The organism is Cryobacterium sp. TMT2-17-1 (assembly GCF_004402765.1).
Taxonomy (GTDB): Bacteria; Actinomycetota; Actinomycetes; order Actinomycetales; family Microbacteriaceae; genus Cryobacterium; species Cryobacterium sandaracinum.
The window spans coordinates 1-20,868 of the sequence record NZ_SOGC01000016.1 but is presented as its reverse complement, the minus strand read 5'-3'; the positions used below and the strand labels follow the sequence as shown (position 1 = coordinate 20,868).

At 65.9% G+C, this 20,868-nt stretch carries 22 protein-coding genes; 11 read left to right on the top strand and 11 right to left on the bottom strand.

Annotation, left to right across the window (positions count from 1 at the left end):
• Positions 1-2 precede the first annotated feature (2 nt).
• Positions 3-962 carry a sugar ABC transporter permease gene (locus tag E3O47_RS04035; RefSeq protein WP_241986089.1) on the bottom strand — a complete coding sequence of 320 codons (960 nt, stop codon included), beginning with the start codon at positions 960-962 and terminating at the stop codon, positions 3-5.
• Positions 959-2,143 carry a sugar ABC transporter substrate-binding protein gene (locus E3O47_RS04030; RefSeq protein ID WP_241976834.1) on the bottom strand — a complete coding sequence of 395 codons (1,185 nt, stop codon included), beginning with the start codon at positions 2,141-2,143 and terminating at the stop codon, positions 959-961. Before E3O47_RS04030 ends, E3O47_RS04035 begins: the two co-directional genes overlap by 4 nt.
• Positions 2,144-3,326: 1,183 nt before the next feature.
• Between E3O47_RS04030 and E3O47_RS04020 the strand changes: the two genes are divergently transcribed.
• Together E3O47_RS04020 and E3O47_RS04015 are read left to right on the top strand one after the other, a co-directional pair.
• A complete protein-coding gene (locus tag E3O47_RS04020) occupies positions 3,327-4,352 on the top strand; it encodes an aldo/keto reductase (RefSeq protein WP_104101524.1) in 1,026 nt (341 codons plus the stop codon).
• Positions 4,353-4,553: 201 nt separating this feature from the next.
• Positions 4,554-5,051 carry an SRPBCC domain-containing protein gene (locus E3O47_RS04015; protein ID WP_134342397.1) on the top strand — a complete coding sequence of 166 codons (498 nt, stop codon included), beginning with the start codon at positions 4,554-4,556 and terminating at the stop codon, positions 5,049-5,051.
• 32 nt (positions 5,052-5,083) lie between these two features.
• On the opposite strand, the gene E3O47_RS04010 is transcribed toward E3O47_RS04015, so the two are convergent.
• Positions 5,084-5,590: a hypothetical protein gene (locus E3O47_RS04010; RefSeq protein ID WP_134401454.1), complete on the bottom strand. Its 507-nt coding sequence runs from the start codon at positions 5,588-5,590 to the stop codon at positions 5,084-5,086.
• Between the two features lie 289 nt (positions 5,591-5,879).
• On the opposite strand from E3O47_RS04010, the gene E3O47_RS04005 reads away from it, so the two are divergent.
• Positions 5,880-6,296: a hypothetical protein gene (locus tag E3O47_RS04005; RefSeq protein WP_134419569.1), complete on the top strand. Its 417-nt coding sequence runs from the start codon at positions 5,880-5,882 to the stop codon at positions 6,294-6,296.
• Positions 6,297-6,529: 233 nt separating this feature from the next.
• On the opposite strand, the gene E3O47_RS04000 is transcribed toward E3O47_RS04005, so the two are convergent.
• Positions 6,530-8,143 (bottom strand): isocitrate lyase, encoded by a 1,614-nt coding sequence (locus tag E3O47_RS04000; protein ID WP_134401455.1) that lies wholly within the window; start codon positions 8,141-8,143, stop codon positions 6,530-6,532.
• A gap of 367 nt (positions 8,144-8,510) precedes the next feature.
• On the opposite strand from E3O47_RS04000, the gene E3O47_RS03995 reads away from it, so the two are divergent.
• Positions 8,511-9,209, top strand: coding sequence for a haloacid dehalogenase type II (locus E3O47_RS03995; protein WP_104171164.1), 699 nt, complete (start codon positions 8,511-8,513; stop codon positions 9,207-9,209).
• Between the two features lie 506 nt (positions 9,210-9,715).
• Here E3O47_RS03995 and E3O47_RS03985 read toward each other — a convergent pair.
• Together E3O47_RS03985 and trxA are read right to left on the bottom strand one after the other, a co-directional pair.
• A complete protein-coding gene (locus tag E3O47_RS03985) occupies positions 9,716-10,423 on the bottom strand; it encodes a DUF2202 domain-containing protein (RefSeq protein WP_134419567.1) in 708 nt (235 codons plus the stop codon).
• A gap of 65 nt (positions 10,424-10,488) precedes the next feature.
• Positions 10,489-10,869, bottom strand: a complete 381-nt coding sequence (gene trxA, locus E3O47_RS03980) for a thioredoxin (protein ID WP_104101506.1) — start codon at positions 10,867-10,869, stop codon at positions 10,489-10,491.
• 179 nt (positions 10,870-11,048) lie between these two features.
• Here trxA and E3O47_RS03975 point away from each other — a divergent pair, with 179 nt between their 5' ends.
• The 3 genes from E3O47_RS03975 (at position 11,049) to E3O47_RS03965 (ending at position 13,791) form a co-directional block, all read left to right on the top strand.
• Positions 11,049-12,410, top strand: coding sequence for an MBL fold metallo-hydrolase (locus E3O47_RS03975; RefSeq protein WP_134401457.1), 1,362 nt, complete (start codon positions 11,049-11,051; stop codon positions 12,408-12,410).
• 302 nt (positions 12,411-12,712) lie between these two features.
• The gene (locus tag E3O47_RS03970; RefSeq protein ID WP_134342391.1) at positions 12,713-13,021 is read left to right on the top strand and encodes a rhodanese-like domain-containing protein; all 309 of its coding nucleotides are present in this window, start codon (positions 12,713-12,715) and stop codon (positions 13,019-13,021) included.
• Positions 13,018-13,791, top strand: coding sequence for a sulfite exporter TauE/SafE family protein (locus E3O47_RS03965; protein WP_347232364.1), 774 nt, complete (start codon positions 13,018-13,020; stop codon positions 13,789-13,791). The genes E3O47_RS03970 and E3O47_RS03965 overlap by 4 nt, the downstream gene beginning before the upstream one ends.
• Here the strand turns inward: E3O47_RS03965 and E3O47_RS03960 are convergent.
• Positions 13,788-14,027 (bottom strand): metal-sensitive transcriptional regulator, encoded by a 240-nt coding sequence (locus E3O47_RS03960; RefSeq protein WP_134342390.1) that lies wholly within the window; start codon positions 14,025-14,027, stop codon positions 13,788-13,790. The genes E3O47_RS03965 and E3O47_RS03960 overlap by 4 nt on opposite strands.
• 101 nt (positions 14,028-14,128) lie before the next feature.
• On the opposite strand from E3O47_RS03960, the gene E3O47_RS03955 reads away from it, so the two are divergent.
• Positions 14,129-14,629: a hypothetical protein gene (locus E3O47_RS03955; protein WP_134342389.1), complete on the top strand. Its 501-nt coding sequence runs from the start codon at positions 14,129-14,131 to the stop codon at positions 14,627-14,629.
• Between the two features lie 218 nt (positions 14,630-14,847).
• Here E3O47_RS03955 and E3O47_RS03950 read toward each other — a convergent pair whose 3' ends face one another.
• Both E3O47_RS03950 and E3O47_RS03945 read right to left on the bottom strand, forming a co-directional pair.
• The gene (locus E3O47_RS03950; protein WP_104101492.1) at positions 14,848-15,249 is read right to left on the bottom strand and encodes a VOC family protein; all 402 of its coding nucleotides are present in this window, start codon (positions 15,247-15,249) and stop codon (positions 14,848-14,850) included.
• A gap of 122 nt (positions 15,250-15,371) precedes the next feature.
• Positions 15,372-17,183: a DEAD/DEAH box helicase gene (locus E3O47_RS03945; protein WP_104101489.1), complete on the bottom strand. Its 1,812-nt coding sequence runs from the start codon at positions 17,181-17,183 to the stop codon at positions 15,372-15,374.
• Positions 17,184-17,238: 55 nt separating this feature from the next.
• On the opposite strand from E3O47_RS03945, the gene E3O47_RS03940 reads away from it, so the two are divergent.
• Positions 17,239-18,927: a long-chain-fatty-acid--CoA ligase gene (locus E3O47_RS03940; protein WP_134419565.1), complete on the top strand. Its 1,689-nt coding sequence runs from the start codon at positions 17,239-17,241 to the stop codon at positions 18,925-18,927.
• Positions 18,928-18,933: 6 nt separating this feature from the next.
• Here E3O47_RS03940 and E3O47_RS03935 read toward each other — a convergent pair whose 3' ends face one another.
• Complete coding sequence (locus tag E3O47_RS03935) at positions 18,934-19,428, bottom strand: DNA alkylation repair protein (RefSeq protein ID WP_104101483.1); 495 nt, start codon at positions 19,426-19,428, stop codon at positions 18,934-18,936.
• A 58-nt stretch (positions 19,429-19,486) separates the two neighbouring features.
• On the opposite strand from E3O47_RS03935, the gene heR reads away from it, so the two are divergent.
• A complete protein-coding gene (heR, locus tag E3O47_RS03930) occupies positions 19,487-20,272 on the top strand; it encodes a heliorhodopsin HeR (protein WP_104101481.1) in 786 nt (261 codons plus the stop codon).
• Here heR and E3O47_RS15855 read toward each other — a convergent pair.
• Positions 20,269-20,406, bottom strand: coding sequence for a hypothetical protein (locus E3O47_RS15855; RefSeq protein ID WP_166785314.1), 138 nt, complete (start codon positions 20,404-20,406; stop codon positions 20,269-20,271). The genes heR and E3O47_RS15855 overlap by 4 nt on opposite strands.
• Before the next feature lie 272 nt (positions 20,407-20,678).
• Here E3O47_RS15855 and E3O47_RS03925 point away from each other — a divergent pair.
• On the top strand, positions 20,679-20,868 hold a 190-nt coding region (locus E3O47_RS03925), incomplete at its 3' end, for a leucine zipper domain-containing protein (RefSeq protein WP_241986091.1).

Below are 20,868 nucleotides of genomic sequence, written 5' to 3'. Positions count from 1 at the left end.
CCTTATTCGACCAGGTCCCGGCTGCGGCTGGTTCGCCACCGTACCGCAGTGAAGATAAAGGTTACGAGAAGAAGCACGACACCGATAGCGGCGGCGTAACCCTGGTCGCGAGTCACGAAACCCGTGTCATAGGCGTAGGTGACAAGCACGGATGTGGCATTCTGTGGGCCGCCGCCGGTCATCACGAACACGATGTCGAAGACTTGGAAGGAATAGATGACGTTCAGAATGAGCAGAAAGAATGACGACGGGCCAAGCAGGGGCACTGTCACATTCCGGAATCGGACCCAGAAACCCGCCCCATCCAGTTCGGCCGCTTCATAGAGTTCGGGGCCGATGCTCTGAAGGCCCGCCAGGTAGATGAGCATGTTGAATCCGACCCTCCACCACAACGTCACGAGAACAACAGACACGAACGCGGCGAATCCACCGGACTGCCAGTTAACGCTCGGAAGTCCGATAAATCGGATCAAATTGTCGAGGATGCCGTTGTTCTCGTTGAAAACGAGTACACCGATCAGTGCGGTGGCGACGCCCGAGATAGCCATCGGGATGATGAGAATGGAACGGAACACGCCTCGGGCGGGAAGGATCGAGTTGAATAGCACGGCTGCGCCGAGGCCAAGGACCATCGACAGAGGCGTCACGATGATTGTGAACAGCAGAGTGTTCGCCGTGGATCTCCAAAAGAGCGGATCGCCAAGAAGGCGCTCATAATTGGCGACACCGACGTATTCACCGACCCCGAACCCGTTGGTCTCCTGAAAGCTGATCACCACGGTCCACACGAGCGGGACGAGCACGAATAGGCAAAGCAGCAGCATGTTCGGGGTCAGAAACAGCCACCCCGCGAGTGCCTCGCGCACGGTTTTACCATTACGACGCCCCGGGCGCCTTGGAAGCGTAAGCGACGGCGCGACGGTGCCCGCGACCCGGTCCTGCACGATGGCGACTTTTGTCACGAATTGCCCGTGGTTTGGGCGATCCCTTCTGCGATTGATTTCAGAGTGTCTGCGGTACTTGTCGAACCGGCGAAGGCCGATTCCAGGTTGTCCTGGAGTACGGTGATGATTCTCGACATGTCGGGGGACGCCACCTGGCTTGAGTCCTTGGCGCGCACCGTTGAAGCCTGGCTGAGGAAGATGGGGGCGAGCTCGGGACGTACATCGAAAGCGATGCCCGATTCGCTGAGATCCTTCCGGGTCGGCAGGAGTGAGGCGGTCTCGCAGAAGTCGCGCATTTGCGTGCCGCCCGTGACGAAGTCAAGGAAGGCTGCGGCGAGCTCCGGGTTGGCGGTGCCCGCAGTGGCGACGAGCGCATTCCCCCCGAAGTCGCCCCCACCGCGCTTGCCACGTGGCGCGAAGGTCGCGCCCCACTCGAAGTCGAGTGTGTTCGTGGCATCCGGGATAGCGAACGCACCGGACCAAACCATCGCCGAGGTCTGCGAATACCAGGTGTCGCTCGCGAACGTGGCCGACTTGATGGTGTTGTTCGGCGGGACGAAGTTCTTCGTGAAAAAGCTTGACGAGAATTCCAGGGCAGCCAACCCTGCGGCCGAGTCGATCGCAGGGTCGGTGAGGTTCGTGTCCAGGAACCGGCCGTCCGCCTGGAAGAGCAGGCTAAGCCAGCGGGTGACGCCATTACCCTGCCAGTTGTAGGCCATGGGGTAGGCCTCTGCGGGTTGGGCGGCACGCAGGGTCGCGGCGACCTCGGACAGCTCGTCCCACGTCCAGGCGCTGTCGAGAGAGGTGGGAACCGACGTGATCCCGGCCAGTTCCAGAATGGCTTTGTTGTACAGGATCACTGAGGTATCGGTGTGGTGAGGCACCCCGAACGGCTTATCGTTACCCTGCACGGCCGCCCAGGCCGCGTCGGTGAAGCGATCGGAAAATCCGGATTCCAGGTACGGGCTCAAGTCCAAAAGCTGGTCCCGACCGGCGTAACTGCCAAACGTGTAATACGGCACGCGGAAGATGTCCGGCGGATTCCCCGCCTGCAGCTGGGCATCAATGTTGGTGAACATCTGTCCGTAGGGAACCGAGTTCAGCTCGATCTTCGTTCCCGCGTTTGCCTCCTCGAACGACGCGATGGCGCGAGCGAAACTTGCGAGCTCCGCGTCTGTGCCCCACGTAGTGAATGTCAACGTTTTTGACCCCGTGGCCGTAGAGGTTGACTGCTGCGGCGCGAAACCGCATCCTGACAGGAGCAGGGGTAATGACACCGCTCCGGAGCCGATCAAGAAATGACGTCTGCTAAAATCCATGCAGGGATCCTTCAGCTGGGTCTGGGAGATTCAGATTTCAGTAGTTACGTACACTGATGCCACTGGCACATTATCACGACCCTGGCTGCCGCCAACTGCCGTCTGTCACCGTCGGAATGGGCAAAAGGAATTGACTCACACCGGGCGCAAGACCCGCGCTCGGCCCATCGCTGCCGCGACGACCCTCCTTGTCAACGTCGGGCGTGATGGAGTGTCCACGCGTGCCGTCAGCCGCGCGGCCGGTGTGCAGCCACCCGCTGTATAGCGGATCGCGGCCAGGTCAAACCACTCCCGCTTCTGTGGCGGCAGCAACCACTCTCGCCGGTCCTCTCCACCGCGCAGCCAAAGCCGGGATTCTCGACGTTTCCGAGCTTCCAGGTATCCCATCGCACTCGTGAAGCGGTACTCGCATCTGTCCTGAACGACGCCGGACCGACAGTCGGGTCCGCTGCGGTCACTGCTGCTGTGCGGCTTCGAGCGTCTTTAGCCGACACAACCGTGCTCACCGCGACCGAGAGACAGCTTTTGGGAGACTGGCCCGACCGTGAGGACTCGCGCCGCACGGCCGACGAGCACGGCTGCTTAGCCGGAGTCCACCGGCTGGCTTGTGAGGGAATTCTGATATCGGTTTTGTGGGGGGCTTTGAGAGTTTCAGGCGCGGATGCGGTCCGGGTCTCGCGGCCCGGGGTGTTCCGCTGGTGTTCCTGTTGATGCCGGTGTCCGCTGCTTGGTCAGGTGGGGTCGGGTTGTCGCGGTCGAAAGTTCTGGTCGAACAGGGCCGTCCTGGGTTTCTCCGAGGGCCAGTGCTCGGGCAGGTGCGCCAAGGAACTGCTCTAAGGTCGGCACTCACGAGCGCTATCGTGGCGTGAGTGCGGTGGGTTGTGTCGGCGGCGACGGTGTCGACGGTGCTGGTGGTGAAGAAGGCATGGAATCGATGGGTGTCGAACAGGGTCGCCCGGGGTGGCCCTCAGGTCAACGGACGGGCGGTATCGACGTAGTCGAGCGTGTGAGACTGATGGCAGGGTCTCGGGCACTCCGCCTCGAAAAAGAACAGGAATCGCACATGGAATATCGCTCACTCGGCAACAGCGGCGCGGTCGTTTCGACCTACGCCCTCGGCACCATGACTTTCGGCGCGGAGGCCGATCAGGAGATGGCACACACACTTCTGGACACATATGTAGAGGCAGGCGGCAACTTCGTCGACACCGCGGATGTCTACAGCTCCGGGGTCTCGGAGGAAATGATCGGGTCCTGGCTGGCTTCGCACCCGACCGAGCGTGAGCAGATCGTTCTCGCGACCAAGGGCAGGTTTCCGATGGGCACCGGCCCCAACGATCGGGGAACCAGCCGCCGGCATCTGAACCGGGCACTTGACGATTCGCTGCGCCGGCTGGGCACGGATCACGTCGACCTATATCAACTGCACGCCTGGGACGCGTTGACGCCGCTGGAGGAGACCCTGCGCTTTCTCGACGACGCCATCCGGAGCGGGAAAATCGGCTACTACGGCTTCTCCAACTTTCTGGGTTGGCAGCTGACGAAGGCCGTGTACGTGGCGCGGGCGCTCGGTTTCACGCCGCCGGTCACCCTGCAACCGCAGTACAGCCTCCTCGTGCGCGAAATCGAATCGGAGATCGTGCCGGCCGCACTCGACGCGGGCCTGGGGCTTCTCCCTTGGTCGCCCCTCGGCGGAGGCTGGTTGTCTGGTAAGTACCGGCGCGACACGGACCCCACCGGAGCAACGCGCCTCGGTGAGGATCCCGCGCGCGGGATGGAAGCCTGGGGTCCGCGCAACAAGCAGGAACGCACCTGGCGTATCATCGACGCCGTCGCTGAGGTTGCAGCCGAGATCGGTGCCACGAGCGCGCAGGTGTCCCTTGCCTGGCTTGAGGTGCAACCGGCGGTGACCTCGGTCATCCTCGGGGCGCGGAGTGTGAAGCAGCTCGCGGAAAACCTGTCCGCGGCCGACGTGCAACTGAGCCCAGAGCACCTGGAACTGTTAGGCGCACTCAGTTCACCGGTCGTTTCCGACTATCCCTACGGTGAGGCGGCGGTCGCGCAGCGCTTGCGCGTGGTCGGTTTTTAGGCCCGGTGCTCGAGCCGGACCGGTCGCCGCCACGACCTTGCCCATCGCACCCGACGGCATGCCGGTGCACTTCTCGAACGGCCAGGTGCCCTCCGTGCCGTCGATCTGTCCCTGTTTTCATACCCACGGGGTATTCACCGCGGAAGACATAAGCGACATCCTGTTCTGAGACCAGAAAGCGAAAACCCCGAAGGAGAAATCATGACCGTCATCAGTTCGAACACCGACACCGAGGCGCTGACGCTCACCTTCGTGGCCGATTTCGACGCGAGCCCGGAGCGGGTGTGGCAGCTCTGGGAGGACCCGCGTCAGCTCGAGCGCTGGTGGGGCCCGCCGACCTGGCCGGCCACCTTCGAGCGGCACGACTTCGTGCCCGGCGGCCGGTCGAACTACTACATGACCGGCCCGGACGGCGAGAAGGGGCCCGGCTGGTGGGTGACCACGCTGATCCAGCCGCCGCGCCGGTTGGAATTCGAGGACGGCTTCGCCGACGAGAACGGTGACCCGATTCTCGAGATGGGCTCGGTGCGGGCCGTGGTGACTCTGGAGGAGGCCGACGGTCGTACCCGCATGACCACGGTGTCGACGTTTGCGAGCCTCGAGCAAATGCAACAGATTTCCGAGCTGGGTATGGAGGAGGGTATGCGCCAGGCCATGGGGCAGATCGACAGGCTTCTCGCTGAAGACGACAGCGCCTGACCGGAGCGCCGTCGCCGGCGGTCGCGCCTCGCTCAGTGCACGAGCGCCTTGAGTGCGATCAGTGCCAAGCCCATGCCCGCCGTTCCCGCCGCGGTGGCGAGCTTCGCGCGTGAACCGGCCTGCCGTTGCCGGGCAGCCCACCAACCCAGCACCGCGAGGGTGACCACAGCAGCCCACAGTGAAAGGTCTACGGCCGCATCTATCGACCACCCGAGGAGTGCGGCGAGGATCAGGCAGGCTACCGGCACGATGAGCGCCCATAACAGCCCGGCTGAGCGTTGCAGCGCCTCACGGACCGCCTCCCGCCAGCTCAGGTCCCGATTGCCGACGATCTCGGCGTACACATGCGCGCCCCAGAACACCAGGACGGTTCCCACGGTACGGGCGATGAGGGCCGGCAGGCCGGGGTTGTACAGGGAGAACGCGGAAATGAGACCCGCGGTCAGCACAGTGCCGTAGACGGCCTCCGCGTTCATGGCCCGCGACACCCACGGGTAGCGCCGCAACCGGGCATCCAGGTCGAACCCCGAAGGCTTCACCGCCACCGCCGTTTCCGCATTGGCAACTCGCTGCCGCCGCGGTCAGCATAGTCGGGCGAGCTGCGTATGACCCTGCATCAGCAACCACGCCGCGCCAGCATCGTTGGGCGGTCGCGGTCGCGGTCGCGTTCTCGGGCATGCGTCGGGCGGAGAAGTTGCCCTCCCCGGAGAAGACCGTACGGCAGGCGGACCGCGACGAGCCTGCGCCGTTCTGACTCGGGATCCGCGATTTCGCGTGCACGTGTTACACGGCGTTGCCGGCGATTCAGTCCAGAACGGCAGGAGTCGCATGGCGAGCGCGTGGCCCAACTCCGTGTCGACACGAGTGCCCCAAGGCCACGACCTCCGCCCGGTTGCTGGCTCCCGAGCACACGGCCAGCCGCCCCGAATATGCGGATGCCTTGCTGGACGACGTACTGTCCGATCAGGCCTCGGGCTCCCGGGCGACCACGCCTGGGACTTCGACGAGCTGGCGGCGACCATCGGCACCCTCATCGGGAGCGACGTCACCTTCCGCAACCTCACCCCGGCCGCGCACGCGGACATGCTGACGGGATTCGGACTCGACGCGGGCCTGGTGGGCTTTGTTGTGGGGCTCGACACCGACATCCGTGACGGCCTGCTCGGTGAGACCACCGGTGACCTCGCGTGCCTCACCGGCAAGCCGCCGACCCCGCTCGCCGCGGGTTTGGCTCGTGCGTCGTGAGGTGGTTGCTCGAGGCGAAGAACGGGGCCTCGGTGACCGACGCTCGATCGGCATCGGCATCGGCATCGGCATCGGCAGGCGTCTGGCCAGCCCCGAGGGGGCGACGAGCAGGTGGAAGCCTTTGCGGGCAAGGATTGGCACAACCTCAGCCTGCCGGCCAAGGTGGAGGGCCAACGAAGAAACCCCAGTTCTGCGACTGGGGCTTCTTCATTGCGACCTCTGCAGAACTCGGGCTAGTGGCTCAGTGCCGGTTCCTCGAACTGGTTCATCGTGTTGTTGGTGCCGCCGGCCTTCAGGGCGGCCTCGCCGGCGAAGTACTCCTTGTGGTTGTCACCGATGTCGGAGCCGGACATGTTCTGGTGCTTGACCGTGGCGATCCCCTCACGGATCTCTCGACGCTGCACACCCTTGACGTAGGCGAGCATGCCCTGGTCGGCGAAGTAGCCCTTGGCCAGGTCATCGGTGGACAGCGCGGCCGTGTGGTAGGTCGGCAAAGTGATGAGGTGGTGGAAGATGCCGGCCTCGGCCGAGCCGTCGCGCTGGAAGGTGCGGATGCTCTCGTCAGCGATCTGAGCGAGCTCGGTCTCGTCGTAGGCGACGCTCATCAGCTTCGCGCGGTCGTAGGCCGACACGTCCCTGCCCTCGGCGAGCAGGTTGTCGTACGCCTGCTGACGGAAGTTGAGCGTCCAGTTGAACGACGGGCTGTTGTTGTAGACCAACTTGGCGTTCGGGATGACCTTGCGAACCTCGTTCATCATTCCGGCGATCTGGGCGACGTGCGGCTTCTCCGTCTCAATCCAGAGCAGGTCCGCGCCGTTCTGCAGCGAGGTGATGCTGTCGAGCACGCAACGGGCCTCACCGGTGCCCTGACGGAACTGGAACAGGTTGCTTGCCAGGCGCTTGGGGCGCAGCAGCTTGCCGTCGCGCTTGATGACAACATCCCCGTTACCCAACTCGGCCTCGGTGATCTCGTCGACGTCGAGGAAGGAGTTGTACTGGTCGCCCAGGTCCCCGGGCTGGTAGGTCACGGCGAGCTTCTGCGTCAGGCCGGCACCGAGCGAGTCGGTGCGCGAGACGATGATGCCGTTGTCGATGCCGAGCTCGAGGAACGCGTACCGCACGGCGTTGATCTTCGCGATGAAGTCCTCGTGGGGAACGGTGACCTTGCCGTCCTGGTGGCCGCACTGCTTCTCGTCCGAGACCTGATTCTCGATCTGGATGGCGCAGGCGCCTGCCTCGATCATCTTCTTGGCCAGAAGGTACGTCGCCTCGGGGTTACCGAAACCGGCGTCGATGTCCGCGATGATCGGCACGACGTGGGTCTCGTAGTTGTCGATCTGTTCCTGGATGTCCGCGGCCTTGGCGTCGTTGCCGGCGGTATGGGCCCCGTCCAGGGCGGTGAATAGCAGGTCCAGCTCGCGGGCGTCGGCCTGGCGGAGGAAGGTGTAGAGCTCCTCGACCAGCGCGGGAACGGCCGTCTTCTCGTGCATGGACTGGTCGGGCAGCGGGCCGAAGTCGCTTCGCAAAGCAGCGACCATCCAGCCGGACAGGTACAGGTAGCGCTTGTTCGTGGTCTTCAGGTGCTTCTTGATCGAGATCATCTTCTGCTGGCCGATGAAGCCGTGCCAGACTCCGAGGGACTGTGTGTAGACGGAGGAGTCCGCGTCGTACTCCGCCATGTCCTTGCGCATGATGTCGGCGGTGTACTGGGCGATTTCGAGGCCGGTCTTGAAGCGGTTCTGTGCACGCATGCGGGCGACCGACTCAGGGTTGATCGCGTCCCAGCTGCTTCCGGCCGCGTTCTTGAGAGCTTCGACAGCCTGGGTGTCGTCTTGATAGATGGTCATGTGCATTCCTTCGACGTTGAATTGTGCAGAGCGTTGGACGGCTTCCGGCGGCCCGTTATCGGCTGCTACTTGAAGACTGCTGCAATAACAAGCGGTCTTCTTCACGATTCCCGGCAGAACTTTTGGGATTCTTCTTCGTTTGAGAAGAATTCCCTGAGCGAGCCGGATCGTGACCGGGAATATGCCGAGATCGACGACCCAGGTGGGATCGGAGGGGAGGCCACCCCGGTGGATCCCTCCCCGCGCGACTAGGGTGTTGCGCGGAAGAAAGCTTTGACCGGAGGACCAGCTGAGCCCTGACCGTGGCTGGGGTGTTCCTCGCGGGAAAGGCACGGCGGCAGAACCGCACCAATCAAAGGAAATCACTATGAACAGCACACCTTCAGTAATCGTTTTCGACGTCAACGAAACCCTCTCCGATATGTCCCCGCTGAGCGCCCGGTTCGTGGAGATCGGAGCCCCGGCCCACCTGGCCCGGGTCTGGTTCGCCTCGCTGCTGCGGGACGGCTTCGCCCTCGCCGCCGCGGGAGGAACCGCGCAATTCTCCATGATCGGATCCGAGATCCTGCGCGGGGTCCTCCGCGACGTCGACCTGACCCGTAGCCTCGACGACTCGGTGCGCCACGTGATGGACGGCTTCGAGACGTTGAGCCTGCATCCGGACATTGCCGACGGCATCCGTGATCTGAAAAGTGCAGGGTTGCGCCTGGTGACCTTCTCCAACGGATCCGCGCAGGTGGCCGAGTCCCTCCTGACCCGCGCGGGTCTCCGAGGGGAGTTCGAGGCTCTGCTCACGGTGGAGGACGCCCCGGCCTGGAAGCCGGTTCGGGCCGCCTACGACTACGCCGCGGATGTCTGCGGAGTGAAGCCGGGCGACCTGCTCCTGGTGGCCGTGCACCCCTGGGACATCCACGGGGCCGCGCAGGCAGGCCTCCGCACTGCGTGGCTGAACCGCGCCGATGAGATCTACCCCAGCTTCTTCGCGGCACCGGACCACACCATCACCGCCCTCGGCGAACTGGCCACCCAGCTCGCCCGCGACTCGCACCCCGCCCATCGCCCCTAACGAATTCGACGGAGATTTTGGCTCTGGAGCCCGGTTTGTGGCCCACACAGGTCGAAAATCGGAAAATCTCCGTTGAATTCGTTCGGGCGGGCCGTGGTCTGGGGGCAAGGGCTGTCGGGAAAGAGACCGAGGCCGATGGTGGCGCTCTGGATACCCTAGGGGGTATACTGATACTTTCAGTGAATCGAGAAGGAGTCACCTATGTGCAGCCCCATTCGTTGTAACCGTTGCGGCAAGATCACCTGGACCGGTTGCGGTGAGCACGTCGACAGCGTCATGGCCGACATCCCGCCCGCTCAGCGCTGCACCTGCAACTAGGCATGAAGAACCTCGTCGCAGCACTCGTCCTGGCCGGTGCCGCCCTGTTCGGCCTCACCGCGTGCTCCGCTCCGGTCGCCCCGGCGGCTGAGTCCGCCATGGCGGCCGGCACCGTCGTGATCGACGTGCGCACCCCCGGGGAGTACGCCGCCGGTCACCTCGAAGACGCGCTGAACATCGATGTGCAGTCATCCGACTTCGACAGCCAGGTTGCGGCGTTGCCGACCGACGGCGACTACGTCGTGTACTGCCGCTCGGGCAGCCGTTCGGCCGCCGCGGCGGCCCGTCTGGCCGATCTCGGGTTCACCTCGGTGACGGATGCCGGCGCCATGTCTGCCGCCACCGTCTCCACCGGTCTCCCGATCGTCACGACCCCGTAGTGCCCGCAACACCGGCACCACCCACAACACCGCGAAGGGCACCCACGAGCGTGGGTGCCCTTCGCGGTGTTGCCGGTGCTTAGCCGCCGAAAGCGACGAGGTGCTTTCGAAAGCGGCCAGCAGTCGCTCGTAGACCTTCAGCACGTCGGGGGCGGTGACGCCCTCGACCGCGATGGTCAGATCGGCGATGTCGGTCTCCTCGACTGCGCGTCCGGCCTCCATCGCGGTGTCCACGCTGACCGAGCCCTCGGCGAGGAGGGTGTCGTAGAGGTCCTGGGTGTCGTCGGTCAGGAACTCGTCGGCCTCCAGTCCGACGGTCGGGTCGGTGAGCTCATACCGCTCCAGGAGGGTGCACACGGCATCCAGGTGCTTGGATTCCGACTTGGCGATGCGGGTAGAGAGCGCCGGGTCGTACTGGGCGTCGAATGCGGCGTACAGGTCGTACGCGAGCTTCTCTTCTTCGCTCATCGCCGCGAGCTCTGACTTCTGGTCCTCGGTCAGCGTGCCGATGACCATGCCGCTCGGGTTCGACTGGCCGGCCTGGGGGGCGTCGCCGGGAGTCGGTAAGGCGGAGAGGCCGGTCAGGCAGACGCCTTGTCGGCGGCCTGGCGTGCCGCGATGCTGGCGTGCACCTCGTCCATGTCGAGGCTCCGCACGGCGGTGATGACCTCTTCCAGTGAGGAGGCGTTCAGGGCGCCGGGCTGGGAGAACACCAGCACTTTATCGCGGAAGGCCATCAGCGTCGGGATCGAACGGATGCCCGCGGCGGCGGCCAGGCTCTGCTCGGCCTCGGTGTCGACCTTGGCGAACACGATGTCGGGGTGCTTCTCGGACGCGGCGGTGAAGGTGGGCGCGAACATGCGGCACGGGCCGCACCAGGCCGCCCAGAAGTCCACCAGCACGATGGAGTTGTCGGTGATGGTCTGGTCGAAGGTTTTCTCGGTGGTGTCAATGGTTGCCATGACTCCAGAATATACCCCATGGGGTATTTTGGTCAAGCGTCGGGCGACGCCCGGAGCGGCCCGACAGGTTGCTTTTCAGATACCCCTGGGGGTATCGTATCCAATGTGCGATCCGATCGCACGCACAACGCAGGCAAGACGTCAGCACGACGCACGCAAGACTTGGAGGACTTCGAACCATGGACGTTATCGTTATCGAAACCCCGCAGCTGGGAGACCGCAGCTACCTGGTGCACGACGGCGCGGTCGCGCTGGTCATCGACCCGCAGCGCGACACCGACCGGGTGGAGAGCGCGGCACGCGAGGCCGGAGTCACCATCACCCACGTCGCCGAGACCCACCTGCACAACGACTACGTGACCGGCGGCTTCGCGCTCGCCCGGGTGCACGGCGCGAAGTACCTGGTCAACGCCGCCGACTCCGTCACTTTCGAGCGGGAGCCGGTCACCGACGGCCAGGTCTTCCCAGTCGGCGGCCTGACCGTCACCGTGGTGGCCACGCCGGGGCACACCCACACCCACGTGTCCTACATTGTCAGCGACGGCAGCGAAGAGGCGGTCTTCTCCGGCGGCAGCCTGCTGTTCGGCTCGGTCGGACGCACCGACTTGGTAGCCACGACCGACACGGTCGCGCTCACCCACGACCAGTATGCCTCGGTGCGCCGGCTCGTGCACAAGGCCGAGCATGACGCCGCGCTCTTCCCGACCCACGGGTTCGGCTCCTTCTGCTCCAGCGGCCCGGCCACCGGCGCCGGAGCATCCACCATCGGCGAACAGCTCACGGCGAACCACGCCCTGACCGACTCCGATGAGGAGCACTTCGTGCGCGACCTGATCACCAACCTAACCGCCTACCCCTCCTACTACGCGCACATGGCCCCCGCGAATACGCAGGGTCCCGGCGCGCCGAACCTGCAGGTGCCCGAGTCCCTCGACGCCGTCGAGCTCACCCGGCGCCTGGCCGAGGGGGAGTGGGTCGTCGACCTGCGCAACCGGGTCGCGTTCTCGAGTAACCACCTGCAGGGTGCCGTGAGCTTCGAATACGGCAACGGCTCGAACTTCACCACCTACCTGGGCTGGGTTCTGCCCTGGAAGGAGCAGCTCACCCTGGTCGGCGACCGCGCAGACGTCGAGGACGCCATCCGTGACCTGTCGCGCATCGGCATCGACTCGCCGGATGCCGCCATCGGCACCGAGCCGCACGCCCTGGCCCCGGATGCCCCGGTCGCCACCTACCCGCGTGTGGGCTGGGTCGGGATGCTGCAGGGCCGCGCCGAACAGGATGTCCTCCTGGACACCCGTCGCGCCGACGAGTTCGCCGGTTCCCACCTGCTCGGTGCGGTGAATGTTCCGCTGCACGAGTTGCTCTCCCGGATGGAGGAGATCCCGGCCGGCACAATCTGGGTGCACTGCGGTTCCGGCTACCGTGCCGGGGTCGCCGCCAGCCTTCTGCAGCGCGCCGGCCGTGAGGTCGTGCACGTCGACGGGAACTTCGACGAGGCCACGGCTGCCGGACTCACCCTGGCCGAGCTGACCGTCTAACCCCATGCCGGGAAAGCGAACGGCGATCCACCCGGCCGAGAAGCGCAGTCCCGGCTCGTGGACCGTCCCTGGAAGATGCTGCCGATCGGTGTGCTCTTCGGTTCTGGCCTCGACACTGTCGTCTCGATCAGTCTCTCCGTTTTTGCCCGGGGTGCTCACGCCGGGCCTGTTTTGGTACGCGGCCCTGGTGCTCCCCATCGTCTTCTGGGAGCGGTCCTGTTCGGCGTCGTCGCGCTGACCGGAGTCCTCCTGGTTCTGTGGGCACCATTCCGCCCCAATCTGTCCCTGGAAAGGCACTCATAATGGAACTCACCCCGCAGCAGGTCTTCAGCCGCCTGGCCGAGGCGCAGATCGTCGAAGTGCGGGAAACCCCCGAGCTTCTCGACGGCATGATCGCCGGAGCCCGGCACATTCCGCTCAGTACGATTCCGGAGAACACCGCAGCTCTGGACCCGAAGCGACCCGTGATCCTGGGCTGTCGCAGCGGGAGTCGCAGCGCCAGCGCCGCCGACTACGTGGCTGCCGCGGGATTCGACGCGAATACGATGACGGGCGGAATGCTCGAGTGGACTGCTGAGCGGCTGCCCACTGTTCTGCCTCAGCGCCCGTGATCATCGCGGCCCTCGTCCTCGGGCTCATCGTCGGGTCCCTGCTGGGCCTGGTCGGTGGGGGCGGGGCGATCATCGCCGTGCCGGCCCTCGTCTACGGGGTCGGGCTGCCGTTGGAGGAGGCGATCCCCACCTCCCTGATCGTTGTCGGAGCGGCCTCCGCCGTCGCCGTGCTCCCGCGGCTGCGTCGCGGCGTCAACTGGCGGCTGGCCACCATCGTCGGGTCGGCCGGGGTGGCGACCGCCTACCTGGGCACCATGGTCAACCGGCTGCTTAACCCGGGAGTTCTGTTGCTGATTTTCGCCGTGATCATGGTGATCGCCGGCATCCGCATGTTCATGCCGCCCCGACCTGGCGGCGGCCCCTGTGCGCTCCCGGGCGGGGAGATCAGGTGGCGCAGCTGCCTGCCCCGCGCGCTCGCCACCGGCGCGGTGGTCGGTTTCCTGACCGGGCTGCTCGGAGTCGGTGGAGGCTTCCTCATCGTGCCCGCGCTCACCCTCGTGCTCGGCCTGCCCATGAGCGTGACCGTGGGAACCTCGCTGGTCATCATCGTCATCAACTCGTTGGCCGGGTTCACCGCGCACCTGGGTGACGTGCAGATCGACTGGGCCGTGACCGGTGCGTTCGCCGTGACGGCCATGGCTGCGTCGCTGATCGCCGGCCGGCTCGCCCGCGGACTGTCCGACACTGTGCTGAAACGCGGATTCGCCGTTCTGGTTCTGATCGTCGCGGTCTATGTGGCCGTGCAGGCCGTGGTGGCGCTTGTCGACTAGGACAGCGCTAGGAACAGCTTCTCGAGTTCCTCCACGTGGAGGGGCTTCTTGTCAACGGTGTCGCCCTGGTCGGGGAGACACTCCTTCATCGCGGAGGTGATGATCGTGAAGCCGGCGCGGTCGATGGCGCTGGAGACGGCGGCGAGCTGGGTGACGACCGCCCGGCAGTCGGTGCCTGCTTCGACGGCGGCGATCACCGCGACGAGTTGCCCCTGGGCGCGCTTGAGCCGGCTCATGGTCTTGCGCAGATCATCTGGCCTTGTCGGGTCTGACTACATGTGTATAAAATACCCCGTGGGGTATCAACCCTTTTGACAATCGAGGAATCAGCCACACCATGAGAATCTCTAGAACGTTCACCGACCTCCGCATCTGGCCTCGCCGAAGACGGATGGTCGCAGCCGGCATCGCGGCGGCGGCGTTAACCGCGCTGACACTCGCCTCGGGCTCCGTTGCCGTGGCCGGCGGATCACTGATGTTCCCCGGTGCCGTCTGGGCCTATGCGGTCACGGTCGTCGGGGCCGGGCTGATCGGCCTGGTCGTCGCCAGCTACTTCGATGCCCCGATCGGCGGGGAAGCCACCCGGTGTGACGTGCGCTGGCCCGTGCTCGGCCTGATCGCGGTTTATCTCACCACCGAACTGCGGGAGGCCGTTCCACTTATCGCGGCCGCCGTTCGCCCGGTCGTCGCCGTCGCCGCGATCGCGCTGCTGGCGTGGGCGCTGCTCGAGCGTCTGGGCATCGAGCACCGTGCCGTCGACGATCGGAGTGTAAACGGTGAGGACGGCGAGGTCTGCACGACCTGCAAGCCGCTGTTCCCGGCGACGCGGAGCCGCTGACACCGTCAGGGCGCCAGAGGGTCGAGCCGACCGGCAACCACAGGAAGTCAAACCCCCAACAGTCGCACCGACGCTCCACTGCCCGGAAGACCGTGGTGCTCAGGAGGTCACGTTCCTGCGCGCTGAGACCGCCGAGTTCCGGTCTGCTCCCGACGGAGGTCTCCAACGGCCGATGATGTTTTGGCTGGTCTCCCCGTTCCAGATCACCGGGTACACCGCTACATGGATTCCGCGACCACGGCCAGCACGTTGGCGGCCGGGTCCGTGAACCAGGCGATTTGGGCCCGGTCTTCCTCGTCGCGCATGATGCCCTTCTCGTCGTTGGGCGGCATGTCGGCCAGATCCGCATCGCCGTAGATCTTCGTGGTCACGCCGCGGGCGTTGAGCTCGTCGACCGTCTTCTCGACGTCGTCGGTCATGAAGTTGAGAACGGTGAAGGACGCCGGCACATGATCGGGCTTGACGTAAATGAACAGCTGCGCGCCGTTGCCGAGCCGAACCTCGAGGTTGCCCATCATGCCCTCCGTGACGGAGAGACCGAGGGTCTCACCGTAGAAGCGTTTCGCCTTGTCGATGTCGTCAACGGAGAACGAACTGAAGGCCTCGGAACTGGTGAACATGTCAATCTCCTTCGTCAGGAACCATGTGGTTCGCCGACGACGATTGCACTCTGCACCAGAGTTGGATAGCCCCCGGCAGGGTAGCGGATCGCGGATACCCCGTGCCCTGCCGAGGCAGGTGCCTAGTAGCTGCGCGGCTGGCGCGGCGGGCGCTCGGTGCGGCCCTCGCGACGGACCGGTCCGCCGCCGTCGGCACGGATTTCGATGAGCTTGCCGCTGATGCGGGTGTTCTCCAGTCGGCCCAGCACGTCGCCCGGCATGTCGGCCGGCAGCTCGACGAGCGAGTATTCCGGGTTGATCTGGATGTGACCGAAGTCTTCGCGGCTCAGGCCACCCTCGTTGGCGAGAGCGCCGACGATCTGGCGCGGTTCCACCTTGTGGCGCTTGCCGACCTCGATGCGGTACGAGGCCATCGCGCGGTTGTTGTCGCGGGGGCGGCGTTCCACCCGCTCCACGCGTTCGCCGCGCTCTGCGCGTTCGTCACGGCGGTCGCCGCGACCGGCGTCGGCGCGGGCGCGCTCTGCCCGGTCGCCGCGGTCGGCACGCTCGGGCCGCTGCGCGCGGGCATCCGCCTGGGTGAGCAGCAGGGGAGTCTCTCCCTGGGCGACGACCGCCAGGGCCGCCGCGACATCCGCTTCGGGCACGTCGTGATGTGCGACGTAGTGACCGATGATGTCGCGGAAGGCGCCGATCCGTTCGGACTGGCCGAGGGCCTCGGTGATGGCGTCGTCGAAGCGTGCCAGGCGGGTGACATTGACGTCTTCGAAGCTGGGCAGCTGCATCTGCGTCAGCGGCTGGCGGGTCGCCCGCTCGATGGCGTTGAGCAGGTGTCGCTCGCGCGGCGTGACGAAGCTGATCGCTGCGCCGCTGCGGCCGGCTCGGCCGGTGCGGCCGATGCGGTGCACGTACGACTCGGTGTCGATCGGGATGTCGTAGTTGACGACGTGGCTGATGCGGTCGACGTCGAGGCCGCGCGCGGCGACATCCGTTGCGACCAGGATGTCCAGCTTGCCGGACTTGAGCTGGTTGACGGTGCGCTCGCGCTGCACTTGGGCCACATCGCCGTTGATGGCAGCGGCGGAGTAGCCGCGCGCGCGCAGCTTCTCGGCGAGCAGTTCGGTCTCGTTCTTGGTGCGGGTGAAGACGATCATGCCCTCGAAGTTCTCCACTTCGAGGATGCGGGTGAGCGCGTCGACCTTCTGCGGGTACGACACCATCAGGTAGCGCTGGGTCGTGTTCGCGGAGGTCGTGGTCTTGTTCTTGATCGTGATCTCTTCAGGGTCGTTCAGGTACTTCTTCGAAATCCGCCTGATCTGCGGCGGCATGGTCGCCGAGAACAGGGCGACCTGCTTGTCGTTCGGGGTGTCGGCGAGGATCGTCTCGACGTCCTCGGCGAAGCCCATCTTGAGCATCTCATCGGCCTCGTCGAGCACCAGGTACTTCAGCTGCGACAGGTCGAGCGTGCCCTTTTCGAGGTGGTCCATGATGCGGCCGGGCGTACCGACGACGATGTGCACCCCACGACGCAGCGCGGAGAGCTGCACGCCATAGCCCTGGCCGCCGTAGACGGGGAGCACGTGCACGCCGCGCATATGACCGGCGTACTTCTCGAATGCCTCACAGACCTGTAGGGCAAGCTCACGGGTCGGGGAGAGCACGAGTGCCTGCGGGGTCTTCTGCGCCAGGTCGAGGCGCGAAAGAATCGGCAGCGCGAACGCGGCAGTCTTGCCGGTTCCGGTCTGGGCGAGGCCGACGACGTCGCGCCCGGCGAGAAGCGGGGGGATGGTGGCGGCCTGAATGGCGGAGGGAGTTTCGTACCCGACGTCCTTGAGCGCCTTGAGCATCGAATCATTGAGCCCAAGGTCGGCGAAGGTTTTCGTGTCGCGGGCAGTATCTGCCTCGCTCTGCGTGGGGGTCGTGTCAGGGGTGTGCATACTACAACGGTAATCCATCGGAGAGTGCGCCCCGTTCGTGCGGGAGGATAAGACCATGTCGACAACGCAGCAGCAACCCTGGGTAAAGAACTATCAGCCGGGCGTCCCGGCCGAGATCGAGCTCCCCACGGAGTCGCTCGTCGCGATGCTCGAGCGGGCCGTGGCCGAGGCCGGTGACCACCCCGCACTCGAGTTCTTCGGGCGCCGCACGACGTACACCGAGCTCGGCGACGAGGTCGACCGGGTTGCGGAGGGTCTGCGGCACCTCGGGGTGCGAGCGGGAGACCGGGTGGCCCTGATCCTGCCGAACTGCCCCCAGCACGTCGTCGCCTTCTACGCGGTGCTGCGCCTGGGTGCCGTGGTGGTCGAGCACAATCCGCTGTACACCTCGCGGGAACTCCGCCACCAGTTCGAGGACCACCAGGCGCGCATCGTGATCGCCTGGGACAAGTCCGTGGCCTCCGTTCGCGCCTTCCCGCGCGACATCGAGATCGACCACATCGTGTCCGTGAACCTGCTCCTGGCGTTCCCGACCCTCAAGCGCCTCGCCCTGCACCTGCCGGTGAAGAAATTGCGCGAATCCCGCGAGGCCCTCACGATTGCCGCGCCGGGCACGATCCCGTGGAAGGAACTGCTCAGCCATCTCCCGATCGATCCCGCGCATCCGCGCCCGTCGGTCGACGACCTCGCGGCCCTCCAGTACACCTCGGGCACCACGGGCCAGCCCAAGGGCGCCATGCTCACCCACTTCAACCTGTACTCCAACGCTCTGCAGGGCGAGGCATGGATGCACGGGGCCGAGTACCGCAAGGAGGTCTTCTACGCGATCCTGCCGATGTTCCACGCGTTCGGCATGACCCTCTACCTGACCTACGGCATCCGTAAGCAAGGTCTGCTCGTCTTGTTCCCCAAGTTCGACCCCAACTTGATTCTCGACGCCATGAAGAAGTCGCCCGCCACGGTGTATTGCGCGGTGCCGCCGATCTACGAGCGCACGGCCGTGGTGGCGAAGGAGCGCGGAATCTCGCTGCGCTCCTGCAAGTACTGCATCTCGGGTGCGATGAACCTGCCCGACCATGTCGTGGAACTGTGGGAATCGGTGTCGGGCGGGCTGCTGGTGGAGGGCTATGGCATGACGGAGACGTCGCCGGTGGCCCTCGGCAACCCGTTCCACCCCACCCGCCGGCCCGGCACGGTCGGCGTGCCCTTTCCCTCCACGCTGATGAAGGTGGTCGACCTGGACGACCCCACCGTGGAGGTAGTGCAGGGCCGGCCCGGCGAGCTGCTCCTGAGGGGCCCCCAGGTTTTCCAGGGCTACTGGAACAACCCCGAGGAGACCGCGAAGGCCCTCCTCCCCGGCGGCTGGATGCGCACGGGGGACATCGTGACCGTCGACGCAGACGGCTTCACCACGATCGTGGACCGCGCCAAGGAACTCGTCATCACCGGCGGCTTCAACGTCTCGCCCTCGGAGGTCGAGGCGGTGCTGCGACTGCACGCGGATGTCGTCGACGCGGCCGTCGTCGGCAAGGCTCTCGAACGCGGCGGGGAAATGGTCGTCGCGGCAGTCGAGCTGAAGCCCGGAGTGCCGCTCGATGAGGATGCACTGCGGGAGCACTGCCGCGAGCACCTCGCCGCCTACAAGATCCCGCGCCGGATCGTCACGATCGAGGACATGCCCCGCTCCATGCTCGGCAAGATCCTGCGCAAGCAGGTGCGCGAGCAGGTTCTGCCGGGGCTCTGAGACTGATCAGAGGTGCTGCTCGAGCCGACGCTTCGTGAGCAGGTAGGCCCGGCGCAACCACGGATCGCCGTCGCCGGCCCAGCGATTGAGCACCCCGTCTGCCCGGGCCCGGCCCGGCGCATCCAACCGCTCCACCAGCGGACCCACCACGTCGACGGCGAGCGGGTCGACCAACTCGCGCAGGCGGGCACTTCGCACAAATCCCTCGATCCGGCTCAGGTCGGAGTTGTCCAGCACCCGCACATTCGATTGCAGCAGCACGACGGCCGCGAGACGGCGCTCGAACACCGGCACCGCCCACAGCTCGGAACTCAATGCTGTGATGTCGTCGTGCGTCAGGCCGGGATACCGGCGGCCGGCGTCCCGGATCGTTCCGCGCACCGCGCCGACCGAGGCACCGTAGAACCGCAGGTCGCTGCCCAGCCGCTCCTGCGCCGCCGCCCGGTACGGATCCCCCTCGGCCTGCAGCGTCGCGTCTACGAAGCTGCCGGCGTCACTCACCCCTTCATTCTCGCGTTTCCGGAGGCTGCCGGCGCACCCCGGCCGTTACGCTGAGCGCATGACGACGGCATCGGAGAACACCGTGACGGACGCCCGATCTACCCGCCTGAGCAGCGTCAACCTCGCCGCCGCACTCCTCCTGGTCGCACAGGCCGTTCTGGTCTCCGTGGTCGTCCTGGCCCAGAGCGCCCCGGTGCTGCTGCCGGTCACGGCCGGCTTCCCCGGCGGGCCGGTGGGTTCCCAGGCCGAAGCGCAGGTCGTCGACCTGGCCGCCGTGAACCTCGGGGTGGCCGTCGTCGTCCTGCTCGCCTTCTCCGCGCTCCTACGTCTCGCCGCCGTGACCCCGACGGTCGCCGGCAGCTACCGGCGCGGCCTGGCCGCCGCGCGCAATCCGCTGCGCTGGGTCGAGTACTCGCAGGTCTCCGCGGTCACGGTGTTCCTCATCGCCCAGTTCAACGGCGTCACGGAGGTCGGCACGCTGGTGGCGCTCTACGCCATCACGGCGGGTGCCACGCTGTTCCTCGCACTGCAGGAGCGTGAACCGGCCGGCGGCTCGCTCCGGCCCTTCGTCTTCGGAGCCATGGTCGGCATCGTGCCGTGGGGCATCATCGCCTTCTACCAGGTCGGCGCCGGGGTCCTCCATGACGTGCCCGAACTCTTCGTGCGCACCGTCACCCTCTCGCTGCTCGCGGTGGCGGCCTTGGTCTGGACCAACGCCTGGCTCGGCCGGCGAGCCCACGGCGCATGGGCGCATCCGCACCGAGTGGAGATCGTGCAGATCACCCTCGTCACGCTCGGCACCACGCTGCTGGCCGCGCACGTGGTGTGGGGCGTGCTGCTCTAGGCGAGGTTCGACACCGTCAGGTGCGGGGCCGACTCCAGCAGGGCCTGCTCGAACCCGGCCAGTGCCTCGGCGGGGAGCGACCAGGCCTGCCTTGGGCATCCGTCACCGGGTCTGCCACCCGCATCTGTCGTCACGTTAATACGGAGAATCTTAGGAAACGCCGGTTTGGGCGCCTGGGCGGCATGTCGCCAAAATCTCCGAAGTTAGCGACGGCGCGCCGGGTCTCGACGGGCTCGACCGCCGGAAGTCGAGCTCGACCGCCGGGCTCAGGCGGGCTAGGTGTTGTTCCCACACAGGTTGTGANTGTTGTTCCCACACAGGTTGTGAGCGTGGCGTGAGCTAAAAAGGTGAGGACCTCCGGTATCGATTGGGTTACCACACTCAACACGATGCAACGGAGGCCCTCATCTCTTACGTTACTCATGCCAACGCCCCGCTGACCCCGGGAGGCCGGCTGAAGCGGGTTCAGCTCGTCGTGAACGACGGCTGGGCTCAAGCCCGGGTCGCCGAACGGCTCCAGGTCTCTCGCGCGACCGTGGCCAAATGGGTTACCCGGTACCGGGCTCAGGGTGGTGCCGGGCTCGTCGACCGGTCGT